Source organism: Streptomyces longwoodensis, from assembly GCF_001514125.1.
Classification (GTDB): domain Bacteria; phylum Actinomycetota; class Actinomycetes; order Streptomycetales; family Streptomycetaceae; genus Streptomyces; species Streptomyces longwoodensis.
This window is the reverse complement of sequence record NZ_KQ948549.1, coordinates 836,069-859,568: the sequence shown is the minus strand read 5'-3', so window position 1 is coordinate 859,568 and position 23,500 is coordinate 836,069. Positions and strand designations below refer to the sequence as shown.

21 protein-coding genes are annotated in these 23,500 nt (G+C 74.1%); 8 read left to right on the top strand and 13 right to left on the bottom strand.

The annotated features are described in order from the left end of the window. Positions 1-134: 134 nt before the first annotated feature. Entirely contained in the window at positions 135-620 is a 486-nt protein-coding gene (locus tag AQJ30_RS03920; protein WP_067228491.1) for a MarR family transcriptional regulator, read from the bottom strand. 176 nt (positions 621-796) lie between these two features. On the opposite strand from AQJ30_RS03920, the gene AQJ30_RS03915 reads away from it, so the two are divergent. Together AQJ30_RS03915 and AQJ30_RS03910 are read left to right on the top strand one after the other, a co-directional pair. Continuing rightward, entirely contained in the window at positions 797-1,945 is a 1,149-nt protein-coding gene (locus tag AQJ30_RS03915; protein ID WP_067228489.1) for a PP2C family protein-serine/threonine phosphatase, read from the top strand. 93 nt (positions 1,946-2,038) lie between these two features. After that, positions 2,039-3,232 carry a PP2C family protein-serine/threonine phosphatase gene (locus AQJ30_RS03910; protein ID WP_067228487.1) on the top strand — a complete coding sequence of 398 codons (1,194 nt, stop codon included), beginning with the start codon at positions 2,039-2,041 and terminating at the stop codon, positions 3,230-3,232. A 62-nt stretch (positions 3,233-3,294) separates the two neighbouring features. On the opposite strand, the gene AQJ30_RS03905 is transcribed toward AQJ30_RS03910, so the two are convergent. From AQJ30_RS03905 to AQJ30_RS03885, 5 genes are all read right to left on the bottom strand, one after another. Continuing rightward, a complete protein-coding gene (locus tag AQJ30_RS03905; RefSeq protein WP_067228486.1) occupies positions 3,295-3,777 on the bottom strand; it encodes a MarR family winged helix-turn-helix transcriptional regulator in 483 nt (160 codons plus the stop codon). Between the two features lie 173 nt (positions 3,778-3,950). Beyond that, positions 3,951-4,397 (bottom strand): response regulator, encoded by a 447-nt coding sequence (locus AQJ30_RS03900; RefSeq protein ID WP_067228484.1) that lies wholly within the window; start codon positions 4,395-4,397, stop codon positions 3,951-3,953. Then, the gene (locus AQJ30_RS03895; protein WP_425424122.1) at positions 4,394-6,028 is read right to left on the bottom strand and encodes a sensor histidine kinase; all 1,635 of its coding nucleotides are present in this window, start codon (positions 6,026-6,028) and stop codon (positions 4,394-4,396) included. Before AQJ30_RS03895 ends, AQJ30_RS03900 begins: the two co-directional genes overlap by 4 nt. Positions 6,029-6,069: 41 nt before the next feature. Then, positions 6,070-7,317, bottom strand: coding sequence for a PP2C family protein-serine/threonine phosphatase (locus AQJ30_RS03890; RefSeq protein WP_067228483.1), 1,248 nt, complete (start codon positions 7,315-7,317; stop codon positions 6,070-6,072). Between the two features lie 149 nt (positions 7,318-7,466). Next, on the bottom strand, positions 7,467-8,213 hold the full coding sequence (locus tag AQJ30_RS03885; RefSeq protein ID WP_067229014.1) for an SOS response-associated peptidase: 747 nt from the start codon (positions 8,211-8,213) through the stop codon (positions 7,467-7,469). Between the two features lie 431 nt (positions 8,214-8,644). Here AQJ30_RS03885 and AQJ30_RS03880 point away from each other — a divergent pair, with 431 nt between their 5' ends. Further along, entirely contained in the window at positions 8,645-9,052 is a 408-nt protein-coding gene (locus tag AQJ30_RS03880) for an STAS domain-containing protein (protein ID WP_067228481.1), read from the top strand. 123 nt (positions 9,053-9,175) lie between these two features. Here AQJ30_RS03880 and AQJ30_RS03875 read toward each other — a convergent pair whose 3' ends face one another. Next, the gene (locus AQJ30_RS03875; protein ID WP_067228480.1) at positions 9,176-9,715 is read right to left on the bottom strand and encodes a hypothetical protein; all 540 of its coding nucleotides are present in this window, start codon (positions 9,713-9,715) and stop codon (positions 9,176-9,178) included. Positions 9,716-9,972: 257 nt separating this feature from the next. On the opposite strand from AQJ30_RS03875, the gene AQJ30_RS03870 reads away from it, so the two are divergent. After that, positions 9,973-10,611: an HD domain-containing protein gene (locus tag AQJ30_RS03870; protein ID WP_169808453.1), complete on the top strand. Its 639-nt coding sequence runs from the start codon at positions 9,973-9,975 to the stop codon at positions 10,609-10,611. A 42-nt stretch (positions 10,612-10,653) separates the two neighbouring features. Next, the gene (locus tag AQJ30_RS03865) at positions 10,654-11,574 is read left to right on the top strand and encodes an NADP-dependent oxidoreductase (protein ID WP_067228478.1); all 921 of its coding nucleotides are present in this window, start codon (positions 10,654-10,656) and stop codon (positions 11,572-11,574) included. A gap of 43 nt (positions 11,575-11,617) precedes the next feature. On the opposite strand, the gene AQJ30_RS03860 is transcribed toward AQJ30_RS03865, so the two are convergent. Then, complete coding sequence (locus AQJ30_RS03860) at positions 11,618-13,297, bottom strand: SDR family oxidoreductase (protein WP_067228476.1); 1,680 nt, start codon at positions 13,295-13,297, stop codon at positions 11,618-11,620. 262 nt (positions 13,298-13,559) lie between these two features. On the opposite strand from AQJ30_RS03860, the gene AQJ30_RS03855 reads away from it, so the two are divergent. Continuing rightward, positions 13,560-14,117 (top strand): Dps family protein, encoded by a 558-nt coding sequence (locus AQJ30_RS03855; protein ID WP_067228474.1) that lies wholly within the window; start codon positions 13,560-13,562, stop codon positions 14,115-14,117. Positions 14,118-14,228: 111 nt separating this feature from the next. Here AQJ30_RS03855 and AQJ30_RS03850 read toward each other — a convergent pair whose 3' ends face one another. Both AQJ30_RS03850 and AQJ30_RS03845 read right to left on the bottom strand, forming a co-directional pair. Further along, complete coding sequence (locus AQJ30_RS03850) at positions 14,229-14,519, bottom strand: STAS domain-containing protein (RefSeq protein WP_067228473.1); 291 nt, start codon at positions 14,517-14,519, stop codon at positions 14,229-14,231. Beyond that, a complete protein-coding gene (locus AQJ30_RS03845) occupies positions 14,519-18,691 on the bottom strand; it encodes a SpoIIE family protein phosphatase (RefSeq protein WP_067228471.1) in 4,173 nt (1,390 codons plus the stop codon). Before AQJ30_RS03845 ends, AQJ30_RS03850 begins: the two co-directional genes overlap by 1 nt. 283 nt (positions 18,692-18,974) lie before the next feature. On the opposite strand from AQJ30_RS03845, the gene AQJ30_RS03840 reads away from it, so the two are divergent. Continuing rightward, positions 18,975-19,367, top strand: a complete 393-nt coding sequence (locus tag AQJ30_RS03840) for an STAS domain-containing protein (RefSeq protein ID WP_067228469.1) — start codon at positions 18,975-18,977, stop codon at positions 19,365-19,367. 84 nt (positions 19,368-19,451) lie between these two features. Next, positions 19,452-19,883, top strand: coding sequence for an ATP-binding protein (locus AQJ30_RS03835; RefSeq protein ID WP_245726791.1), 432 nt, complete (start codon positions 19,452-19,454; stop codon positions 19,881-19,883). A gap of 195 nt (positions 19,884-20,078) precedes the next feature. Here the strand turns inward: AQJ30_RS03835 and AQJ30_RS03830 are convergent, their stop codons facing one another. From AQJ30_RS03830 to AQJ30_RS03820, 3 genes are read right to left on the bottom strand one after another with little or no spacing between them, the layout of a single operon-like run. After that, entirely contained in the window at positions 20,079-20,477 is a 399-nt protein-coding gene (locus AQJ30_RS03830; RefSeq protein ID WP_067228468.1) for an STAS domain-containing protein, read from the bottom strand. Beyond that, complete coding sequence (locus tag AQJ30_RS03825) at positions 20,474-21,565, bottom strand: cobalamin B12-binding domain-containing protein (RefSeq protein WP_067228466.1); 1,092 nt, start codon at positions 21,563-21,565, stop codon at positions 20,474-20,476. The genes AQJ30_RS03830 and AQJ30_RS03825 overlap by 4 nt, the downstream gene beginning before the upstream one ends. Continuing rightward, entirely contained in the window at positions 21,562-23,229 is a 1,668-nt protein-coding gene (locus AQJ30_RS03820; protein ID WP_067228465.1) for a PP2C family protein-serine/threonine phosphatase, read from the bottom strand. Before AQJ30_RS03820 ends, AQJ30_RS03825 begins: the two co-directional genes overlap by 4 nt. Between the last annotated feature and the right edge of the window lie 271 nt (positions 23,230-23,500).

Sequence of the window (23,500 nt, the reverse complement as noted above, 5' to 3'; positions counted from 1 at the left end):
AGCCGCGAGACAAGAAAGTAGCGGTGTCGTCGCGCCAGGGAGAGGATCAGCATGTTCCGGTCGGCGGAGGTCATGCCGCTCGTCGGCCGCGAGGCGCGGCCGACGGCCGCCTCGGCGGTCCCCGGTCCGCCCGGTCAGGCCGTCCGGCTGCCGGGCTCGTCCTCGTGCCCGTTGAGCTGTTCCGCCGCAACGGCGCAGAACGCCTCCAGGCCGGTGAGCAGCGCGTTGCGCGCGCCGGCCGGCATCTTCTCCAGCACCCCGCGCAGGGTGGCCTCGCGCCGGTCGCGCAGATCGGCGAGGAACGCCCGGCCCCGGGAGCTGAGGTACAGCCGTACCTCGCGCCGGTCCTCCCGGCTCACCTCCCGCTCGACGAACCCGGCCGCCTGGAGCCGGTCGCAGAGCCGGCTGGTGGACGGCGGCGTGGAGGCGAGGAGGTCGGCCAGCGTGCGCAGGTTGATGCCCTCGTTGTGTTCGAGGATGAGCAGCACGCGCAACTGGGAGGCGGAGGCGGGCGCCGTGGAGGCGCGCCCCCACAGCACCTCCAGCAGCTCCGCGGCCGTGGAGGTGACGCGCGCGACCTCGTCGGGTTCGGGGCGGGGGTGGATGGACGTCACGGTCACACTCTCGCAGGCACGGGGACGCCCCTCAGCGTACTAGGCAGGGGCGCCGTACAGGGCCGGACGGAACGACGGACGGACGTCCGCGGCCGCCTGGCGCACCGGACGGCCCGCCACGGGACCGGACGTCACGTCACTTCGGGTACGAGATTGGCATATCTACGATCGTGAACAGATTCATGGCTGTCGAGCGGGCGCTGCGCACGGCGGCCCCCCAGGACCTGGCCCGCGCCGTGAGCGGGGAGCTGGGCCGGCAGTACGGTGCGTCCTTGGTGGACCTGCTCATCGTCGACTACGGCCTCACCGTGCTGCAGCCCGTGACCGACCCGCCGCACACGCGGCCCCCGGTGTCCGTCCACAACAGCCCGGCCGGACGCGCGTTCGCCTCCCAGGAGCCCTTCGTGGAGGCGCTCGGGGACGGCCGGCTCCGCGCGCACCTGCCGGTGAGCGTGCGCGGCGACCGGCTGGGCGTCCTCACGGTGACCCTCGCCGACACGGAGGAGGGCCGCTCCTGCCTGGCCGAGCTCGCGGAGCTGGCCGAGGTGCTGGGCCACGAGGTGCTGCTCGCCGAGCGGGACACCGATCTGTTCCTGCGGGCCCGGCGGCAGGACCGCCTCACCCTGGCCGCGGAGATGCAGTGGCAGCTGCTGCCCGGGACCTCCTGCTCCCGCCCCGAGTTCGACCTGGGCGCCCAGCTGGAGCCCGCCTACGCGATCCACGGCGACAACTACGACTGGTCCGCCACCGCCGAGGGCCTCGTGCTGTACGTCTCCAACGGCATGGGTGAGGGAACCGAGGCGGCCCTGCTGACGAACCTCGCCGTCAACGCCCTGCGCAACGCCCGCCGGGCCGGGCTCCCCCTGGCCGACCAGGCCGCCCTCGCCGACCAGGCGGTCTTCGGCCACTACGGCGGCGACCGCTACCTGTCGGTGCTGATGTTCGACTTCGAGCTCGGCACGGGACGGGGCCGGGTGGTGGACGCCGGCTCGCCCCGGATGATGCGGCTGCGCCACGGCGCGGTCGAGCGGGTCGCCTTCGAACCGCAGTTGCCGCTCGGCATGTTCGAGGAGACCGACTACGTCGCACAGGAGTTCCGCGTCGAGCCCGGCGACCGGCTGGTGTTCGTCAGCGACGGGGTGTACGCCGTGGCCTCGCCCCGGGGCGAGGCGTACGGCGACACCGCGCTGGCCCGGGCGATCCAGGCCACCCGGCTGCTGCCCGCGGCGGAGGTCCCCGCAGCGGTGCTGCGGGAGCTGACCGGACACCGGGGTCACCACACCGCGGACGACGACGCACTGGTGGTGTGCCTGGACTGGCGGGGCCGGTAGGTCCGCGGCCCCGTCGGCACCCCTGCCCCGCCGCACCCGCCGGCTCGGGGGCTCGGACGGGGCACGCTAGTGTGAAGGTCATATGCCGAAAGGGTGGATGTCGTGAGCGCGTCTGAACCGGCCCGGAGCGCGGAGAGCGCGCTGCGCGCGGCCCCGCCGCACGCCGTGGTGGAGACGGCCCGGAACCTGCTCGCCGAGCGCGCCGGAGCCCGGGAGGTCACCCTGTGGCTCGCCGACTACGCGCTGCGCGTGCTGCAACCGGTCACGCGGCTGCCGTACACCGGGGAGCCGCTGTCGGCGCACGACGGGCCCGCCGGGCAGGCCTTCTCCGGTCAGACGCCGGTCGTGCAGCCCGGCGAGGACGGCACGGCCACCGTGCACCTGCCCGTCACCGTGCGCGGCGACCGGCTCGGGGTCCTCTCGGTGCGCGTGTCGGCCGACGAGACGGTCCCGTCCGGGGTGCTGCGGCTCGCCGACTTCGCGACCGCGCTCGGGCACGAGGTCGTCACCGCGGAACGCGACACCGACCTGTACCTGCTGGCCCGTCGCAGCCGCCGGCTGACCCTGGCCGCCGAGATGCAGTGGCAGTTGCTGCCGGGCCGCGGCTGCGCCCGCCAGGAGTTCGTCATCGGCGCCCACCTGGAGCCCGCGTACGCCGTCGGCGGCGACAACTTCGACTGGTCCACCGACGGCGACCACCTGACCCTGACCGTGACCGACGGCATGGGCCGGGGCATCGACGCCTCCCTGCTGACCAACCTGGCGGTGAGCGCCCTGCGCAACGCGCGCCGGGCCGGCCTCGCCCTCGCCGACCAGGCCCGACTGGCCGACCAGGCGGTGTACGCCCAGTACGGCGGCAAGGTGTACGCCTCGACCCTGCTGCTCCGCTTCCACCTGGCGAACGGCAGCGTGCAGGCGGTGGACGCGGGCTCGCCCCACCTGTACCGCCTGCGCGGCGAGACCGTCGAGCGCATCGCGCTGGACGCCCAGCTGCCCCTCGGCATGTTCGAGGAGACCGCGTACGAGGAGCAGATCTTCACCGTGCGGCCCGGGGACCGGCTCGTGGTGGTGAGCACCGGTGTGCACGAGGCGCGCTCGCCGGAGGGCGGCGTGTTCGGTGAGCAGGCCCTGCGCCAGACCCTCGGCACGGCACGGTCGCAGGACCCGAACGAGGCGGCGCGGGCCGTGGTGGCGGGCCTGGTCGAGCACTTCGGCAGCTCCGACCTCACGGCGGACGCCGCGGTGATCTGCCTGGACTGGCACGGCCGGCCCCCGGCCCAGGACTGAGCCGTACGGCGACGGCCACGGGGCGCATGACCCGGACCCCGGGCCCACGCGTCCCCACGGCGTCACTTCGTCGGCGGCAGGTTCTTCTGCACCTCGGCGAACGCCCGCAGGCTCCGGTCCAGGGCGTCCAGCGCGTCCGGGTCCATGGCGCGCAGTACCTCGGCCAGGGCACGGTTCCTCAGCCGTGCCACCTCGGCCAGGACGTGCCGCCCGTGGGTCGTCAGGCGCAGCTCCACCTCGCGGCGGTTGTGCGGCGCCGCGTCCCGGACCACCAGTCCGGCCGCCTCCAGGCGGTCGCAGAGTCTGCTGACCGACGGCAGGCCGGCGTCGAGGCGCTCCGCCAGGGCCGTCAGATTGGTGCCCGGCAGGTCCTCCAGGGCCCGCATGGCCCGCAGCTGGTGCGGCGACAGGCGCACCGAGGCGCGGCTCGCCGCCGCGGCCCACAGCCCGGTCAGGCTGTCCACCGCGTCGGCGATCCGCCCAGCGACGACGTCCGGCCCGTCGGCCCGCGCCGGTTCTCGATCAGCGTCCCCGTATTCCGCCATGGACCGAGGCTCTCAGGGGAGCCGGCAGTGTGGTGGTCCTCCGGTCATGTGGTCGCTGTACCCGCGAATGCGAAGGCCAAGCAGGCCCCTACCCCGGCGGCCGCCGGTCATTCGCCCCGCCGGCCCCTCCGCGGACCCCGTCGGGCGGCCGCAGGACGGGCCCGCGGCGCGGTTCAGCGGGTCTTGGGGAGGCGGACCACCTGGACGAAGAAGTCGTCGATCTGGCGGACCGCGGCGATGAACTGGTCCAGGTCGACCGGCTTGGTGACGTAGGCGTTGGCGTGCAGCTTGTAGCTGCGCAGGATGTCCTCCTCGGCCGCCGAGGTGGTCAGCACGACGACCGGGATGTGCGACAGGTCCGGGTCGGACTTGATCTTCTCCAGCACCTGGCGCCCGTCGTACTTCGGCAGGTTCAGGTCCAGCAGGATCAGGTCGGGCCGCGGCGCGCCGGTGTGCCGGCCGCGCCGGTAGAGGAAGTCGAGGGCCTCCTCGCCGTCCCGGACGACGTGCAGCGTGTTGCCGATCTTGTTGTCCTCGAACGCCTCGCGCGTCATCAGTTCGTCGCCCGGGTCGTCCTCGACGAGGAGCACGTCGACGGGGGTGGCGTCAGGGGTGGTCATGTCAGGGCCTTCTCTTCGGTGGCGTCGGTCGAGGGGCCGGCGGCGTCGACGGGGTCGGTGGCATCAGCAGCGGTCGTGGGAAGAGTGAAGCAGAAGCGGGTGCCGTCCGTGTGGTCGGTGTCGATCCAGATGCGGCCGCCGTGGTGCTCCACGATCTTCTTGCAGAGGGCCAGGCCGATGCCGGTGCCCCCGTAGGCGTCGCGGCCGTGCAGCCGCTGGAAGATGACGAAGACCTTCTCCGCGAACTGCTCGGGGATGCCGATGCCGTTGTCCGTGACGCTCAGGAGCCACATCCCGGGGGCGTCGGGGTCGGCGGCGCAGGTGACGGACACGTGCGGGGTGCGGTCGGGGTGGCGGAACTTCAGCGCGTTGCCCACGAGGTTCTGCCAGAGCATGGTCAGCAGGGTCGGGTCGCCGGTGATCTCGGGCAGGTCCTCCGGCCGGTCGACGGCCGCCCCGGACTCCTCGACGGCCGCGGTGAGGTTGCGCAGTGCCTTGTCGAGCGCCTGGTCGAGGTCGACGGGCTCACGGGCGTCGTTGAGGCGGCCCACCCGGGAGAAGGTCAGCAGGTCGTTGATGAGGACCTGCATGCGCTTGGCGCCGTCCACGGCGAAGTCGATGTACTGCCGGCCGCGCTCGTCGAGCTGGTCGCCGTAGCGCTTCTCCAGCAGCTGGCAGAACGAGGCGACCTTGCGCAGCGGCTCCTGGAGGTCGTGCGAGGCGACGTAGGCGAACTGCTCCAGCTCCGCGTTGGAGCGGCGCAGCTCCACCGCCTGCGCGTCCAGTTCGGCGGCCTGCCGGGTCAGCTCCTCCTGGATGTCGCGGGAGGCGTGGAGCTCGGCGACGATCCGCCTGCGCATGTCCTCGACGTCGCCGGCCACCGCGGTCAGGTCGGCGGGGCCGTCGCCGTGGATCTCGTACGAGAAGTCACCGCCCGCGACGCGGCGCGACGCCGTGCGCAGGCCTTCCAGGGGGCGGGCCACCAGCATGCGCACGAGGACCGACAGGGCGACGCCGGTCAGCAGGAAGACGGCCACCATGGCGGCCAGGACGGTGTTGCGCACCAGACGCTCGTGGCTGATGCGCTCGCGTCCGTCCTGGACAGCGCGCGTCAGGTCGGCGTTCTGCTTCGTCCACAGGGCGCGGACCTGGTCGAACTCCGCCTTGCCGCGCTCGGCGGACTGCCGGTCGAGGGTGCGCGGCCGGCCCGGGGTGACGGACGCGGCCAGGGGCTCGGCGAACTGCTTGCGCCACTGGTCCGCCTCGCGCTCCACCGCGTCGAGGTCCGCGAGCAGCTCGGGCCGCCCGTCGAGCAGCTCGCGCAGCCGTCGTACGGAGCGGGCCTCGTCCTGCTTGCCCTGGGTGTAGGGCGCGAGGAACTGCTGGTCGGCGGCGATGGCGTAGCCCCGGATGCCGGTCTCCTGGTTGACCTGGGCGGCCTGGAGCCGGTACGCCTCGGTCCGGGCCGGCTGGATGTCCAGGGTCAGTTCGTCGGTCACCCGAGCGGTCTGCGCGAGCAGGGTGCCGCCGACGACCGAGCCGACGACCACGAGCAGCACCATCAGCGACAGCGCCAGGAAGAACCAGCCCTGCACCGTCAGCCGTCGCCAGCCGCCCGCTCCGCCCGTCACGTCCCTCACCGTTCGCCTCGACACAAGCCTGTCAACTTCCGTCAGTCCCAACTCAGATGCATCACGGCCACGTCGTCCGCCAGGCCGCCCTGCTGCTCGGCGAGGCCCTCGGCGCGCACGATCAGCGCGTCGACGAACTCCTCCGCCGGCAGGTCGGTGCACTCGCGGGCCAGGGCGAGCAGACCGTCCTCGCCCAGGCGTTCCTGTCCGCGCCCGACGTGCCCTTCGAACAGGCCGTCGGTGAACAGCACGACCGAGGCGCCCTCCGCCACGGTCATCTCGGCCACCGGCCAGCGCGCGAGGCCCGGGACCACGCCCAGCGCGGGACCGCCCGGCGGTTCCAGCCACTCCACGCCGCCGCCGGTCCGGCGCAGCAGCCCGTGGTGGCCGGCCCGCACCAGGCGCACCGAGCGCTGCCCGGGCACGGCACTGAGCGTGACGAGCGTGGCGAAGACCTCGCTGCGGGTGCGCTCGGCCACCAGGATCTCCTCCAGGCGCGCCACCTGGTCGGGTCCCGTGACGCCGGTGAGGACCAGGGTGCGCCAGGCGATGCGCAGGGCCACGCCGAGGGCGGCCTCGTCGGGGCCGTGCCCGGAGACGTCGCCGATCAGCGCGTGGACCGTGCCGTCGGCGCCCTGCACGATGTCGTAGAAGTCACCGCCGAGCAGGGCGTGGGCCCGGCCCGGACGGTAGCGGGTGACCACCTCGACGCCCTCGCCGCGCAGCAGCGGGCGGGGCAGCAGGCCCCGCTCCAGGCGGGCGTTCTCCTGGGCCTGGAGCCGGCTGGCCTGGAGGGCCACGGCCGCCCGCTCGGACTGCTTGCGCTGGATCGCGTAGCGCACCGCCCGCACGAACAGCTCGGGCTCGACGCGGCCCTTGACCAGGTAGTCCTGGGCCCCGGCGGCCACCGCGGCCAGTCCGGTCTCCTCCTCGGCGAGGCCGGTCAGGACGACGACGGCGGCCTGGTCGGCGCTCGCCCGGACCCGGGAGACCGCCTCGAGGCCCTGGGCGTCGGCCAGGTGCAGGTCGAGCAGGATGCAGTCGGGCACCTCGGTGGCCAGCGCCTCGACGGCCTCGGCCATCGAGCGGACCCACGTCAGGCGCACCTTGAGCGCGCTGTCGGCGACCAGTTCCTCGACCAGCAGAGCGTCCCCGGCGTCGTCCTCGACCAGCAGGACCGCCGGTTCGCCGGACACCCACGACGGCTGTCCGATCCCGTCGTCGTTCCGCTGTCCGATGCCGTCGTCGTTCCTGGGCAGGCCGTCGGTACGCGTCTGTGGCATCACCATGCTCCCGCCCTCCTCACCGGCCGTTTCGGCACCCTACTGTTGTCGCTGGACAACGGTTGCGAGCATACCCGTCCCGCATGGGCCACTCGTCGACTCCCCCGTCCGGGCAGGGCGGTGGGCCGCCTTCGCGGAAGGGGGTGTGAGCGCTTTCAGGGGGTGACCGGGTCGAGGAGCCGGGGGCCGTTGTTGCGGACGCTGTTCACGGCCGTGGAGACGGGCCGGGCGTCGAGGTGGCCGTCCGCGGGCCGGCCGAGGAGCGCGCGCAGCCGGCCGGGGTCCTGGTGGCGGGGGTCGAGCCAGGCGTCGTAGTGGTCCGGGGTGAGGGCCAGCGGCATCCGGGGGTGCACCCGCCCGGCGGCGTCGGTGGCCTCGGTGGTGATGACGGTGCAGGTGAGCAGCCAGGCGGCGGGGTCGTCGTCCCGCTGCACCTCGTGGTCGCGCCAGTACTCGTACAGCCCGGCGAGGGCCATGACCTGGTCGTCCTCGGGATGGATGAAGTACGGCTGCTTGCGGGCCTTACCGGTGGCCGGGTCCGTCGCCTGCTCCCACTCGTAGAAGCCGTCGGCGGGCAGCAGGCAGCGGCGCTTGGCGAAGGCGCGGCGGAACGCCGGCTTCTCGTGCACGGTCTCGACGCGCGCGTTGATCATCCGTGCGCCGACCTTGACGTCCTTGGCCCACGACGGCACCAGCCCCCAGCGCAGCGGGCGCAGCTGCCGCTCCACCGGCGCGGTGTCCTCCTGCGCGCCGCGCGGGGCGCGTTCGAGGACCGCCCACACGTCGTCCGTGGGCGCGACGTTCCAGCTGGGCTCCAGCGTCTCGTCGGGGCGCCAGTCGGTGACCCCGAAGAGCCGCACCAGGTCCTGCGGGCTGCGGGTGGATGCGTAACGGCCGCACATGCAGCCAGTCTCCCCTCCGTCGTCGGCCACGGCCGCGGGGTCGCCGGGGCCGGGGACGCGGCCGGCCGTACGGTCCTCCAGCGTACGGGTCACGCTCCGTCGTCCGTCGGGGCCCGGAACTCCGGGTCGAGCGGATCCTCGTCGTCCGGCTCGTACCCGGTCAGCTCGGTGACACTCGTGTAGTCGTCGACGGTACGGCGCACGTCCTGTCATGGGGGTACGGTCCGGCCAACTGTGACCGGGCGGGGGGCAGAGAACCACCGGACCGGGTGAGCTGGACCCGCACTCCGCCCGCCCTCGACCGGCCCCCCGTTAGGGTGGTCGTGGGCACACCTGTGGTACGCCGCCCGTGCCGAGCCGATGACGGGGTACGGGTCCTGCAGGCAGGACACTCGTGACAAGGCCCGGGCGACCTCGAGGAGGGGGGAACAGTGCTGGAAGTCGTGCACCGTGATGATGACCTGGTGGTGGCGGCCCTCCCCGAGGACGTGGACCTCTTCGCCGCCGAGTCCCTGCGCGCGGAGATCGAACGGCTCCTCGGACAGGGCTGCCGCCGGCTGGTGCTGGACGCCTCGCGCACCGCCTACCTCGACTCCACCGGCGTCTCGCTGATGCTGTCCTGGCGGCGCCGCCTGGAGGAACGGCAGGGCGCGCTGGTCCTGGCCGGGCCGAACGAGCACCTGCGCCGGATGATGTGGATCCTCGGCCTGGAGGAGATCCTCCCCGCCTACGCCACGGTCCTGGAGGCCCAGGCCCGCGTGGGCCGCGGCCTGTCGCAGCGGCCGGCGGCCGAGGACACCGGGGACACCCAGGGCCTCGAGGGCGCTTCCGAGGTCTGAGACCCGGCGACCAGGCGACCAGACCGGCGCTCGACGATCAGGACCGGCGGCTGGCGACCAGGGCCGGGCAGCGGGCCCGCCGCCGTGCCGGCCGTACCGGCACGACGTGCGGACCCAGGAGCGTCAGGACACCCGTTCGTCCTCCCGCCCCAGCGCGTCCCGCATGAACCGCAGCCGCTCCAGGGAGCGCCGGCGCATCCACAGGATCCAGCAGCCGAACGAGGCGACCCCGGCCGCGAAGACCGCCGGGAACACCCAGGAACCGCGGACGGCCCCCAGGACGAGCAGCCCGGCCGCGATCAGGCCGAGCAGACCCAGGTAGTACGGCAGCCAGCGGCGCCCCCGCTCCATCCTCCCCAGGGACTCGGCGACCAGCCGGCGCATGGCCGCCCGCTCCTCCGGATCCCGGGGCACGTCGCGGCGCCGGATCCTGATGCCGAGGTCGGTGACGCCGGCGGGGTCGGTGCCCACGGACCGGGCGACGCGCCGGCGCTGCCAGGACAGGACCCCGACCGAGAGGGCGGTGTAGAAGGCCGCCTGGACCACCCACACGACCGGGTGCTGGTCCCGGCGGAACAGCGCGGTGATGCCCATCGCCAGCACGAACGCCAGGAGCGACTGCGCGGCCAGGCTGCGTTCGAGCCGGCGCTTCAACACGTCCACGGCACGTATCCCCTTCCCTTGACGGTCGTTCGCTGTCGCTACCGGTTACCCCGCGACCCCGGGGGGTGCACCGGAGGGAAGCCGTCCACTTGGCCGGGCCCGGGCGTGTCCGCATGCGAGGGGGTCGTGGCCGGACCGGAGCGGCGCCGCCGGGCGGGAGTCGGCACCGTGGAAGGCGGAAGGACACGATCGTCACCACGGTGCGGAGCGCGGGCCGTCCCGCCCCTCCGCACACCACACCGGAAAGCGCGGGCACCATGACCGACCTCATCGCGGGGGTGGAGATCCCCGGGACCGCAGCCGTGGCGGAGGCCACCTCGTTCCTCGAACAGGGGGTTCCTCCCCTGCTGTTCCACCACTCCCGGCGCGTCTTCCTCTTCGGCTCGCTGCACGCACGCGCCCTGGGCCTGACGCCCGACCCGGAGCTGCTCTACCTCGCCGCGATGTTCCACGACGTGGGGCTGCTGACGCCGTTCTCGGCGACGGAGCAGCGCTTCGAGCTGGACGGCGCCGACCACGCCCGGGCGTTCCTCCTCGAGCGGGGCTTCCCAGCGGCCGCCGCCGACGTCGTCTGGACCGCGATCGCCGTGCACACCACTCCGGGGCTGCCCGGCCGGATGGGCCCGGAGATCGCCGCCACCACCTACGGCGTCCTCACCGACGCCATCGGCTGGAGCCTCGACCGACTGGACGGCGGCCAGGTGGAGGAGATCGTCGCCGCCCATCCGCGCGGGGAGTTCAAGAAGGACTTCCTCCAGGTCTTCGTGGAGGGGCTCAAGGACCGCCCGGACACCACCTACGGCACCGTGAACGCGGACGTGCTGGAGCACTTCGTCCCGGGGTTCCGCCGCACCAGCATGGTCGAGCGCGTCACGGGCGCGCCCTGGCCGAGCTGAGCGGACGCCACTGGACATCACCAGGCAAGGAAGGACACCACCATGCGAGCCCTCACCGTCTCGGACCGCGACGCGGGCACCGACGGGCTGGCCCTGACGGACCTGCCACACCCCCATGCCGCCGAGAACGACGTCGTCGTACGGGTCCATGCCGCCGGGTTCACCCGGGGCGAGCTGGCCTGGCCGGCCACGTGGACGGACCGCGCCGGCCGCGACCGCACCCCGAGCGTGCCCGGGCACGAGGTCTCGGGCGTCGTGACGGACCTCGGCTACGGCACCACCGGCCTGACCGTCGGCCAGCGGGTGTTCGGGCTGACCGACTGGGCCCGCGACGGCACGCTCGCCGAGTACATCGCCGTCGAGGCCCGCAACCTGGCGCCGCTGCCCGTGGACGTCGACCACACGGTCGCGGCGGCGCTGCCGGTCTCCGGGCTCACCGCCTGGCAGGGCCTGTTCGACCACGGCGGTCTCACCGTCGGCCGGACGGTGCTGGTCCACGGCGCCGCCGGGGCGGTCGGCTCGATCGCGGTGCAGCTGGCCCGTACGGCGGGGGCCCGGGTGATCGGCACCGGCCGGGCCGCCGACCGGGACACCGTCCTGGCCCTCGGCGCGCACGCGTTCGTCGACCTCCAGGCCGACCCGCTGGACGCCGCGGGCCTCGCCGACGTGGTGTTCGACGTGATCGGCGGTGAGGTGCTGGAGCGGTCGGCGGCGCTGGTCCGTCCCGGCGGCACGCTGGTCACGATCGCCGAGCCGCCGACCGTACGGCCCAGCGACGGGCGGGCGGTGTTCTTCGTCGTGGAGCCCGACCGCGCCCGCCTCGCGGACCTCGTGCAACTGGTCCGCGAGGGGCGCCTGGAGGTGCGGGTGGGCGCGGTGCGGCCGCTGGCCGAGGCCGCCGCCGCGTTCACCCCGGACCGGCGCGTCCCCGGCCGGACGATCATCCGGGTCGCGCAGGACTGAGCCGGGGACCCCGCACGGGTCGTACGGCCGGACGCAGTGGAGGTCAGCCGTCCTCCTGGCGGCGACCGGCGCCGGAGGGGCGCTGCTCCGGCGCCCCGCCGAACGCGGGCACCGGCCGGCCGGCCGGGTCGCCCGGCACCGGGCGGGGCGGGGAGTTGTCGGGCGCCCGGTCCGCGGCGCGGACGATGTTGCGGGCCATGCCGCCGAAGACGACGGCGTGGAAGGGCGAGACGCTCCACCAGTACAGGTGGCCCAGCAGGCCGCGCGGGTGGAACACCGCCCGCTGCCGGTAGACCACCGGCGTCGTGCGCGCCGTGCCCTCCCCCGCCGGCCGTTCCTGCTCCCCTGGCGTCTCCACCCCCATCTCCAGCCAGGCGAGCCCGGGCAGGCGCATCTCGGCGCGCAGGCGCAGCAGGCGTCCGCGGTCGATCTCCTCCACCCGCCAGAAGTCCAGCGAGTCGCCGACGCGCAGCCGCCGTGCGTCGCGGCGCCCGCGGCGCAGGCCCACACCGCCGACCAGGCGGTCCAGCCAGCCGCGCACGGCCCAGGCCAGCGGGAAGGAGTACCAGCCGTTCTCGCCGCCGATGCCCTCGATGACCTGCCACAGCGCGTCCGGCTGCGCGTCCGTCTCCCGCTCGCGCACATCGGTGTACAGGCTGCCGCCGGCCCAGTCCGGGTCGGTGGGCAGGGGGTCGCTGGGCGCGCCGGGCACGGAGGCGGAGGACCAGCGGGTGGTGACCTGGGCGTCGCGCACCCGTTGCAGCGCCAGCGCGACGGCGCGGTCGAAGGGCAGCGGGTGGCCGTGCGGACTGGGCACGTACTGCTCGATGTCCCGTTCCCGGCAGACCACCTCGTGGCGCAGCGACTCCGTCAGCGGGCGGGCGATCGAGGCGGGGACCGGGGTGACGATGCCGACCCAGTGGCTCGACAGGCCCGGCGTCAGCACCGGTACCGGCACGATGATCCGGCGCGGGAGTCCGGCGACGGCGGCGTGGCGCTGCATCATCTCCAGGTACGTCAGCACCTCGGGCCCGCCGATGTCGAAGGTGCGGTTCACGTCCGGCGGCAGGGTGGCGCAGCCGACGAGGATGCGCAGCACGTCACGCACGGCGATCGGCTGGATGAGGGTGTGCACCCACCGGGGGGTGACCATCACCGGCAGGCGTTCGGTGAGGTAGCGCAGCATCTCGAAGCTGGCGGAGCCGGAGCCGATGATGACGGCGGCCCGCAGGACGGCGGTGGGCACGCCCGAGGCGAGCAGGACCCGGCCGACCTCGGCGCGCGAGCGCAGGTGCGGCGACAGCTCGTCCTCCGGCACGCCCTCGGGGGTCAGTCCGCCGAGGTAGACGATCCGGCCCACGTCGGCCGCCCGGGCCCGGTCGCCGAAGATCCGGGCCGCGGTGCGGTCGGTCTCCTCGAAGTCGCGGCCGGTGCCCAGCGCGTGCACCAGGTAGTACGCCACGTCCACCCCGGCCATCGCCCGGCCGACCGACTCCGCGTCGGTGACGTCGCCCTTGACGATCTCCACCCGGTCCGCCCAGGGCTGGTCGCGCAGCTTGTCCGGGGTGCGCGCGAGGCAGCGCACCCGGTGGCCGGCGTCCAGCAGTTCCGGGACCAGCCGGCCGCCGATGTAGCCGGTGGCGCCGGTGACCAGGCAGGTGAGGGAGCGCGGGCGGTCGGTGCCGCCCGGCCGGCCGGTCGTGTGCGTCGGTTCGTCGTTCATGGGTCTGCCGTCACCTGTTCCGTCGCGTCGTCGGCCGCTTGCGTCCCGCGCTCTTCGCCGGGCTCCGTCTAGGTCTCTACCCTGCGGCGTCCCCGCGCGGATGCGACGTGTGGGTGGGCCGTTCGGAGGACATCGGCCCACCGTGCGCCCGAGCCCGCTCGCGCCGGTACCGGAAACGACTGAGCCTGAGGTCACAGGCATGTGATCGCGCGGGCAGGTCACACGTAGAGCTATCAACCCCCCAGACCAAGGAGTTGCTGACATGGCGAAGGACTTCACCCCCAAGTACACCGTCCCGGGCATCGAGCGCGAGGCGGCGGGGACGCTCATCGACGTCCTGCGCCTGCGGCTGCACGCCCTCAACGACCTGCACCTGACGCTGAAGCACATCCACTGGAACGTCGTCGGACCGCACTTCATCGCCGTGCACCAGATGATCGACCCGCAGGTCGACCGGGTGCGGGACATGGCGGACGACGTGGCCGAGCGCATCGCCGCCCTCGGCGGGGTCGCCCAGGGCACGCCGGGTTCGCTGGTCAAGGAGCGCACCTGGGACGACTACTCGATCGGCCGTGAGGACGCGATCGCGCACCTCGGCGCGCTGGACGTGGTGTACACGGGCCTGCTCGAGGACCTGCGGGCCGCGGTGAAGACCGTGGGCGAGATCGACCCGGCGACGGAGGACCTCCTCATCGAGCAGCTGCGGGACCTGGAGCAGTTCCAGTGGTTCGTCCGCGCCCACCTGGAGAACGCGGGCGGCAACCTGGCGACGGCCAGCGCCACCACGGAAGAGGGCGCCGCCGAGGCCGCCAAGGGCTGAGCAGACGGGCTGAGGCAGCCCGAGCCGCACGCGGCGCCGGTTCCGGACCCCCGGACCGGCGCCGCGGCGCGTGCGCGCTCCGTGCCGGGGTGGGGGACGTCCGTCCGGCCGTCACGGGGACGTGCGTACCGTGGCCAGATCGGCGATGCCGGAGATCGACAGCACGGGCGCGAGCAGCGCGCCGGCGAGGATCTCCAGGCGGTCGGCGTGCTGGAACAGCACGTTGAGGGCCGCGCTGTCGAGGTACTGCACGCGGGTGAGGTCCAGGACGATCCGTCCGGACGTGCCCCGCAGCGAGTCGGCCAGCACCTCGGCGTTGCTCATGTCGATCTCGCCGACCGCGGTGAGCTGCGCGGTGCCGTCGGGCCGTCGGCCCGCAGTCAGTGTCAGCGGTGTGGTCATCACACGATCCTGGTGTGCATGTCGACGGTGGTGCCGACGGGGCCGGGGGTGATGGTGACGTCCTGCATGAGGGCGCGCATCAGGTGCACGCCCCGTCCGCGGTGGGGGTTCAGCTCCGGTCGGGGGGTCTTCCAGCGGCCGGTGTCGGAGACGGACAGCCGGAGGGTGTCGGCGAACGCCTCGGCACGCAGGGTGACGGGGGCGCCGGGGGCTTCGCGATGGCCGTGCTCGATGGCGTTGGCGCACGCCTCCCCCGCCGCGACCAGCACGTTCTGCACGGTGCGGGGCGGCAGGTCGCACCGGCCGAGCCAGTCGCGCAGCGCCTCGCGCACGACCGCCAGCCGGGACGACTCCGCCGGGAACGACACCTCCAGGGGCGCCGGGTGGCGGTACAGCAGCAGGGCGACGTCGTCGTCGTACCCGTCCTCGGGGGCCATCCGGTCCATCACGTGGGCCGCCAGGTCGCCGAACACGACGTCCCGGGCCGCGACGAGGGCGGCACCGGCCAGGTCGATGCCGACGCTCAGGGGACGGCGGCGGCGTTCGACCAGCCCGTCGGTGTACAGCAGCAGGGTCGCGCGCGGCGGGATCGTGCACGTGCCCTCGGGACGCGGGGTGCCGGGGCGGACCGCGAGCGGCAGGGAGCGGCCGTCCTCCAGGAGGGTGACGGTGCCGTCGGGCCCGGCGAGGACCCCCGGCGGGTGCCCGGCGCTGGAGTAGCGCAGCTCCCCGGTCGTGGGGTCCAGGACGCCGCAGAAGACGGTGGTGCACAGGGCGCCCGGCACGCCCACGGCGAACCGGTCCAGGGCGAGCAGCACCTGCGCGGGGCCGCCGTCCTGGAGCAGCAGCGCGCGGCAGGCGCTGCGCAGCTGCCCCATGACGGTGGCGGCCTCCAGGCCCCGGCCGACACAGTCGCCGACGATGATGCCGATGCGGCCGTCGGGCAGCGCGACGGTGTCGTACCAGTCGCCGCCGACCTCCAGGGGCGGGGTGGCCGGCTCGTAGGCGACGGCGAATCCGTTGGGCAGCCGGGACGGGCCGAGGATGGCGCGTTGCAGGGCGATCGCGGTCTCCCGCTGCTGGTCGATCTGCTGGGCCCGGGCCAGCCCTTGGGCGAGGTGGCCGGCGAGCAGGGACAGCAACAGCTGGTCGTCGCCGGTGAAGGGCCGGGACTCCCCCGGGTCGACCCAGAGGGCGAGCGGCCCGTCGGGGTGCTCCAGCAGGGTGCCGGCGCCGCTGCCCACGGCGATCGGGGTCAGCAGCGGGCGCTGCCGCAGGGCGGTGAGCGCCGCGCGCTCCTCGGGCGCCAGCTCCTGCCAGGTGAGGGACTTCTCGGTGGAGACCAGGGTGGCCGCTCCCCCGTCGCCGCCCTGGCCGAAGACCGCGGCGAGGACCCGCCGGGCCTGCCAGAGCTTCTTCAGCTCGTCCAGGGCGCCGTGGAGCGCGTCGGCCAGCCCGGTCGCCCCGGACAGCCGGGTGCTCAGGGCGGCCAGGGCGCTGTCGCGCTGGACGGCGTAGTGCTCGGCCGTGACGTCGCGGAAGGTGCCCACGACGACGGTGCGGCCGGTGTCGGGGTCGCGCACCCGGCTGAACGCGGCGCTGATCCACAGCTGGTGGCCGTCCCGGTGCCGGACCGGCAGGGTCTGGGTGCCGCGGGTCTCGGCGACGAGCCGGTGGAAGGCGGCGGTGGCCTGCGCCTGGGCGCCGGAGGCGGACCCGGCGTCCGGCCACCACGGCTCGACCGCCTCGTACGGCAGTCCTTCCGGGCCGTAGCCGAGGATGTCGGTGAACGCCCGGTTGATCTCGATGACGGTGCCGTCCTCGTCGCAGACGAAGAAGGCCTCCTGCAGGGAGTCGACCAGGGCGGCGCGCCAGCGGGCGTGGTGGCCGCGCAGCCGGGCCAGTTCGATGGCGGCCCGGACCCGGGCGAGCAGCTCGGCGGCCGCGAACGGCTTGACGAGGTAGTCGTCGGCGCCGGCCCGCAGGCCCTCGATGGATGCCTCCTGCCCGGCCCGCGCGGACAACAGCAGGACGGGCACGGACGCGGTGCGCGGGTCGGCCCGCAGCGCGCCGACCAGGGCCAGGCCGTCCAGGCCCGGCATCATCACGTCGCTGACCACGAGGTCCGGCGCGTGCCTGCGGACGGCGTCCAGGGCCTGCCGGCCGTCCTGGACCGTGTCCACCCGGTAGCCCGCGCCGCGCAGCAGCCGGGTGAGGTACTCGCGCATGTCGGCGTTGTCGTCGGCGACCAGGACCCACGCGGCGTCGTCCGGGGAGGCCGTCCGGGCGCCGACGTCCGGGTCCCCGGCCGGCGTGACCGCGCCCGGCCCGGCCGACGCCCCGTCCCCCGGCAGCCAGCGCAGGGCCTCCCGCACGTAGGGGTCGGCGGTGCCGGACGGTGCGTCGGAGCCCGTCGCGGGGACGACGGCGTCGGCGGGGAGGTGCGCGGACCCGAAGGGCAGCCGGACCGTGAAGCGGGTGCCCGCGCCCTCGGCCGAGGTGGCGTCGATGCCGCCGCCGTGCAGGGTGACGAGTTCCTTCACGAGGGCCAGGCCGATGCCGCTGCCCTCGTGGGACCGGGACCGCGCGTTCTCGATGCGGTGGAAGCGCTCGAACAGTCGGGGCATCTCCTCGGCTGCGACGCCGATGCCGGTGTCCTCCACCGTCACCACCGCCTCGCCGTCCCCGGAGCGGACCGTGACGGCGACGGATCCCTCGAAGGTGAACTTCAGGGCGTTGCTGAGGAGGTTGAGGACGACCTTCTCCCACAGGCCCCGGTCGACGTACACCGGCTCGGGCAGGGGCGGGCAGTCGACCTCGAAGCGCAGTCCGGCCCGCTCGACGGCGGAGCGGAAGACACTGGCGAGTTCGGCGGTGACCGCGGCGAGGTCCACCGGTTCGTACCGGGCCTCCATCCGGCCCGCCTCGATGCGGGAGAAGTCCAGCAGCGTGTTGACGAGCTTGCCCAGCCGCAGCCCGTTGCGGTGGATGACGTCCAGGTCCTCCCGCAGCTCCGGATCGGCGGCGGCGAGCCGGGAGGTCAGCTCCTCCACCGGTCCCATGATCAGCGCGAGGGGGGTGCGGAACTCGTGGCTGACGTTCGAGAAGAACGTGGTCTTCGCGTGGTCCAGCTCGGCGAGCTCCTCGGCCCGCCGCTGCTGGGCCCGGTAACTGCGCGCCCCGGAGATCCCGGCGGCCACGTGCCCGGCGACCAGTTCGAGGAAGCTGCGGTAGCCCTCGTCCAGGGGCCGGTAGCGGTTGAGTCCGGCCACCATGAAGCCGTACGGCGCCCCGCCCTGGCGCAGCAGGGGCAGCGCCAGCGCGTGCGTGGGCGGCTCGGCCCACGCGCCGGACGGGGGGTCGGGGTACCGGGCGCCGTCCAGCGGCACCAGCACCGACTCGCCCCGGGCCGGCTCGTCCACCGGCCAGGGCGCGTCGCGGTCCGCGGAGGGGGACGGCACGGCCAGCGGGTGCCCGGCCGGTACGCCGGTGGCGGCGGCGAGGCGCGCGCCGGCGCCGTCCTCGAACAGGTACGTCAGGGTGAACGGCAGGTCGTGGGGGTTCAGGCCGAGCTGGGCGCCGGCGAAGTCGAGCATCTCCTGTTCGGTGCGCACCACGCTCGGGTCGGAGCCCAGGTCGCGCAGGGTCGCCATGCGGCGCTCGCCGATGACGCGCTCGGTCTCCTCGCTGACCACGCAGAGCATGCCGACCACGAGGCCCGCGTCGTCGTGCAACGGGCTGTAGGAGAAGGTGTGGTACGTCTCCTCCACGTAGCCGGAGCGCCTGAGGAACAGCCGCAGCGCCTGGTCCCAGGTCGCCCTGCCCGTGGTCAGCACGGTGGCGATGCGCGGGCCGATGTCGTCCCAGATCTCCGCCCAGACCTCCCGGGCGGGACGGCCCAGCGCCCAGGGGTACTTCTGGCCGAGGGTGTCGCGGCGGTAGGCGTCGTTGCAGAAGAAGGTCAGTTCGGGGCCCCACGCCATCCACATCGAGAACTTCGACGACAGCAGGATGCTCACCGCGGTGCGCAGGCTCTGCGGCCATTCCTCGGGCGGTCCCAGGGGGGTCGCGGCCCAGTCGACGGCGGCGAGGTGGCGGCCGACCTCGGCGTCGGCGGCGAAGACCTCGCTGACGGGCGATGCGCCGGGTGCGGCGTCGTCGGGAGGCGTCACCGGTCCCTTTCTCTCTCGGTTCCCGCTCGGTCCTCCGTCGGGCCGTACGCGGACGGACCGGACCGGACAGGGACGGATCGGGCGGGGTCGGAACAGGGCAGCCCCCGGGCTGCCGCCGGGGGAACAGCCATCAGGTACCCGCGCGGACACCGAGCACGCCCGCACGGGCGGTGACGGGGGAACGCGCCGCCGGTCCGGTACCGGACCGATACCCCGACCGGGGTGGCCCGGCGCGGCCGTCGGATGTGAGGATGGCTCCATGCACGCGGCCCCTGATACGAAAGTGCACGTCACCCGGCACGAGGACACCTTCGTGATCACGGTGCGCGGCGAAGTGGACCACGACGACGAGGAGGACTTCGTCGAGGCGTGGGCGGCTGCCGACCGGGCGGCCCTGCCGACCACGGCGGTGGACCTCTCACAGATCACCTTCGCGGACAGCATGCTCCTCAACGCCCTCCTCGACGCGCGGCGCCGCCACGCGGAGAGCGGCCGTGAGTTCGTCCTGCTGGGCCCGCTGCCGCCCCCGGTGAGCCGTCTGCTGACGGTCAGCGGCACACTGGAGCACTTCGCGATCGCCGACACGGGTGTCCGCCCCGGCTCCCGCGACCGTGACGCCGCCCCTCGCGACGGGCGTCCCGACCCCGACGGCCGAGGAGACGGCCACCGTGAGTGACCGAGAACGACAGAACTGCGACTGCGCGTGAACACAGGACTTCCCCGTACAACCCTCGGGGCCCCCTCGACCGTCATTCCGCTCGTGCGACAGACGGTGAACGACCACGGCGTGCCGGCACCCGTCCGGTACTGCGTGGTCTGGGACAGCACGGGCGTGGCGATCGGCGACGCCCGGCGGGCGGTGCGCACGCTCCTCGCGCGGGCGGGACACCCGGCCGACGAGCGGGCGAGCCAGGACGCCCAGCTGGTGGTCAGTGAACTGGTCACCAACGCGGTCCGGCACGCGCCGGGCGACGGCGGTCTGCTGCTGGAACTGACGCCGGACGCCGCCGTGCTCACGGTGACGGTCCGCGACAGCTCGTCCAGCGTGCCGCAGCAGCGCCCCCACGACCCGGGGCGCGTCGGCGGCCACGGCATGCACCTGATCGCCCGGCTGTGCGAGCAGGTGCGCACCGTCGCCCTCGCCGACGGCAAGCAGGTCGTGGCCAGGATGGTCCTGGACGGGACCCGCTAGGGGGTGTCTTGTCGATCAGGCCGGATCAGGGAGCGGCGTCCGGTGCCGTGCATCGCAAGGCGGAGGAGGGAGTCGATGCGGAGCATCGGCGAGTGACGACAACGCGGCGAGGCGCGGTGCCGGACGCCGCGAGCCCGGCCTGATCGACAAGGCACCCCCTAGGCAGGGGCCCGTGCGGGACGGTCCCCCGGGGCCTCAGGGGACGCCCGCTCCGGTGGCGTCGTCGTCCTGGGCGGCGGCCTCCGCGGCCTCCTCACGGTGCCCCGGGGCGGTGAGGTGGTCCAGCACGTTGGTCATCGTGAGCATCCGTTCCAGGAAGTCCGGCCGGTGGTCCAGGTGCAGGAGCACCCCGGCCGCACTGGTCCGGCGGTGGATCATCAACAGGGCGGACAGTCCTGTCGAGTCGATGTACCGCAGGTCCCGGAAGTCCAGCCGGACGTCGCGGAAGCCGCACGGTTCGGTCAGGTGCGCGACGACGGCTCTGAGGAGGTCGTCGCTGGTGTCGTAGTCGAGTTCGCCGGACACCCGCACGGTCAGCGTGAGGGGGTCGCGCAGGACGGTGAGGACGAACTCGTCGGAATGCAGATCGGTCATACGCCAAAGTCGGTGCCGGGGACAGGACGGGGGGCGGGCCGGCCGCGCACGGCGGCACTGCCCTGTTCGATGAGGCTCAGGGTGCGGGGGAATTCGCGGAGCTGGCCGGCCAGGGCGTCGAGGCCCGCCAGCAGGGAGTGCGCGGGCACGTGCCGGGCCTCCAGCACACCCGCCGTCCACTGGAGGAAGCCGGTGAAGACCTCGGGGTCGTCGACGTAGAGGGCCGTCGCCAGGTAGTCGACGATGTGGGCGAGGTCCTCGGCGGTGCGCTCGCGCTGGTCGTCGTCGTAGTCGCGTACGGCCGGGAAGCGCGTCTCCAGCTCGACCAGCGTCTGCTTGACCAGCTGCGGCCGGGACTGGACGACCATCGTGTACTCCTGGTCGACCAGGTGCGGCAGGTCCTCGGAGACCTGCCGCACGGCCGCCGGACGGGGCCGGGCGAGTCCCGCCGCGAGCACGTCGACCGCGCCCCGGGCGTCGGGTGCCCACCGGTCGGCGCCCAGCGCCCGCGCGTACCGGCCGCCGGGGCCGAAGGCGCGACCGCCGGCCAGGACCGGCACGCCGACGGCCTGGCAGGCGGTCACGGCCGCGTGCGCGGTCGGCAGGTGGGTGGCGATGGAACCCGACAGCAGCACCGCGTCGGGGTCGGTGCGGTGCAGGTGGGCGACCAGGTGCGGGGTGGGGGTCTGGGCACCGAGGTAGTCCACGCGCCATCCGTGCAGCCCGAGGACCTCGGCGACGAGCCGGGCCGGGAACGCGTGCCATTCGCCGTCGATGCAGCTGACGGTCACCCGGCCCCGCGGGACCTCCGTGCGCCGGGCGGCCCGGCGGCGGTCGGCCAGGGAGGCGACGACCCGTTCGTTGATGGCCGTCGCGGCGTGCTCCTGGGCGACGGTCAGGCGGTCGGCGGCCCATTCGACGCCGATCTTCTCCTGGACGCGGGCGATCACCTCCAGCAGCAGCGTCTCCTCGTCCACGCCGTCGCCGGCGGCCGCGTGGACGAGGTCGACGGCCCGGTACTCCTCGCCGTCGACCACCGCGTCCCACAGCTCGTCCCTGAGCCGGTCGGCGAGTATGTCGGGTCTCACCTGTTCCTCCGCCCCTCCTGGCGCCCCACCTGACCGTTGACCACGGTCAGGCGTCCGGTCCTGGGGGCGCTGATGGCGACGGCGGCCATGTCGTCGTGACGGCCGGCGCCCACCCACTCGGAGGCCAGCATCTGCACCCGCTCCACGACCGCCTCCGCGGGCATGCCCGCGCACGGCGACAGGGCCCGGCGCAGCCGGTGGTCGCCGAAGAGGTCGTCGCCCAGCGGGCCGCCGCGGGCCTCCGTGATGCCGTCGGTGAACAGCACACAGGTCTCACCGGGCGCCAGCACGGTCCGCACCGTGGTGGCCGTGACCGTCGGCAGCGCCCCCACCAGGGTCCCGCGGGTGGCCACTTCCTCGACCGTGCCGTCGTTGCGGACGATCAGCGGCGGCAGGTGACCGGCGCTGGTCAGCCGCAGGTGCACCTTTCCGCCGCGGCGGAGCACCGAGGCGAGGACGAGGGTGGCGAAGCGGGTGTGACGGGAGGTCAGCAGCGCGCCGTTGAGGAGGTTGAGCAGCCGCTCGTGGTCGTCGGCCAGCGGCAGCAGGGCGTGCAGCGTGTTGCGGATCTTGCCGGTGAGCACGGCGGCGTCCAGACCCTTGCCGGCGACGTCACCCAGGACCACCAGGGTCTCCTGGGAGGGGTGGGCGGCGGGGTGGACGTCGTAGAAGTCGCCCCCGACCCGGTCCTGTTCCTTCGCCGCGCGGTAGCCCCCGGCGAAGTCGACGCCGTGCACGGAGGTCAGCGTCGGCGGGAGCAGCTCCTGCATCAACGTCTCGGTGATCCGGGTCTGTTCGCTGTACAGACGGGCCGCCGACAGGGCGGCGCCGGCCCTGGCGGCGAACAGCCGGGCAAAGGCTTCCTCGCCCTCGGTGAAGGCCTGCTCGGTGCTGGACCGCAGCAGGATCAGCGCGCCCGCGGGCACGCCGTGACCGGGCAGCGGGGTGACGATCACGGAGTTGACCGGCCCGGCGAACCCGTCGGGCACCGCCCAGTCCGGGAGGTCGTCGGGGTTGATCCAGCGGGCGGGCACCGGCGGGAAACCCTGCAGGGCCTCGGCCAGGCCGGGCACGGCGGCCACGTCGATCCGCCGCGTGACATGACTCACCCGTCCGCCGCGCTGGGCGTGGGTCAGCGGGTACCGCCGGCCCTGCGGCGGGGCGACGAGGACGGCGGCCTCGGCGAGGTGTTCCGCGGCCATGGCGGCGGCCGTGTCCATGCAGCGCCCCACATTGAGCGTCGACAGCAGCGTGCTCGACACCTCGGTGAGTATCCGGGAGCGCCCCTGGGCGTCGTCCAGCGCCCGGGCCAGGCGTCGGTCGGTCTCCTCGACCAGCCACCACACGACCTCACCGTCGGCGCCGGGCGTGGGGTGCGCCGCGAAGAAGCGGTCGTCGATGCTTCCGGCGTGGGGCGCGTCGGCCGGGGCGTGCTCCCCCTGGCTGACCTGGTGGTGGGCGTCGGAGAGCCAGGTCGGGACCCGCTGGTCCAGGGGCTCGCCGTCGACGGCTCCGGGCAGCAGGGTGCGGGCCGCGCCGTTCATCCGGACGAGGCCGCCGTCGCGGTCGGCGACGAGGACAGGACAGGGGGCGTCAGACCACGTCGTGCCGACCGTGCGGTCGGCGTCGGACGGGCGGGCGGGAATGCCGCGGGAAACAGCCACAAGCGGAGGCACGCATCGTGCGCACCTCACCACCTTCCTGCGATGGGAAAAAGATGTCGTACGGCAACCGTCCCGCATCTCCCTCCCGGTTGCAACCTCCTCCATCCGGTATCACCGTGACGGCACCCCCGGAAATGACCCGAATCGTGACCGGCGCGACGAATGGTAACGAGGGCGTCCCGCGCGCCGGTAGCCTTGTCACCCGGCCCGGTGTCTCCTCGCCAAGGTGTTCGCCCCAGCGACAGCCCGGCCGCTGATCCGGAGGTACGGC

Bases quoted from the DNA above. Each gene is read 5' to 3' on its own strand.
- AQJ30_RS03915 (WP_067228489.1), top strand. From the start codon at position 797: ATGGCTGTCGAGCGGGCGCTGCGCACGGCGGCCCCCCAGGACCTGGCC.
- AQJ30_RS03905 (WP_067228486.1), bottom strand. From the start codon at position 3,777: ATGGCGGAATACGGGGACGCTGATCGAGAACCGGCGCGGGCCGACGGG.
- AQJ30_RS03900 (WP_067228484.1), bottom strand. From the start codon at position 4,397: ATGACCACCCCTGACGCCACCCCCGTCGACGTGCTCCTCGTCGAGGAC.
- AQJ30_RS03890 (WP_067228483.1), bottom strand. From the start codon at position 7,317: ATGGTGATGCCACAGACGCGTACCGACGGCCTGCCCAGGAACGACGAC.
- AQJ30_RS03885 (WP_067229014.1), bottom strand. From the start codon at position 8,213: ATGTGCGGCCGTTACGCATCCACCCGCAGCCCGCAGGACCTGGTGCGG.
- AQJ30_RS03870 (WP_169808453.1), top strand. From the start codon at position 9,973: ATGACCGACCTCATCGCGGGGGTGGAGATCCCCGGGACCGCAGCCGTG.
- AQJ30_RS03865 (WP_067228478.1), top strand. From the start codon at position 10,654: ATGCGAGCCCTCACCGTCTCGGACCGCGACGCGGGCACCGACGGGCTG.
- AQJ30_RS03860 (WP_067228476.1), bottom strand. From the start codon at position 13,297: ATGAACGACGAACCGACGCACACGACCGGCCGGCCGGGCGGCACCGAC.
- AQJ30_RS03855 (WP_067228474.1), top strand. From the start codon at position 13,560: ATGGCGAAGGACTTCACCCCCAAGTACACCGTCCCGGGCATCGAGCGC.
- AQJ30_RS03850 (WP_067228473.1), bottom strand. From the start codon at position 14,519: ATGACCACACCGCTGACACTGACTGCGGGCCGACGGCCCGACGGCACC.
- AQJ30_RS03830 (WP_067228468.1), bottom strand. From the start codon at position 20,477: ATGACCGATCTGCATTCCGACGAGTTCGTCCTCACCGTCCTGCGCGAC.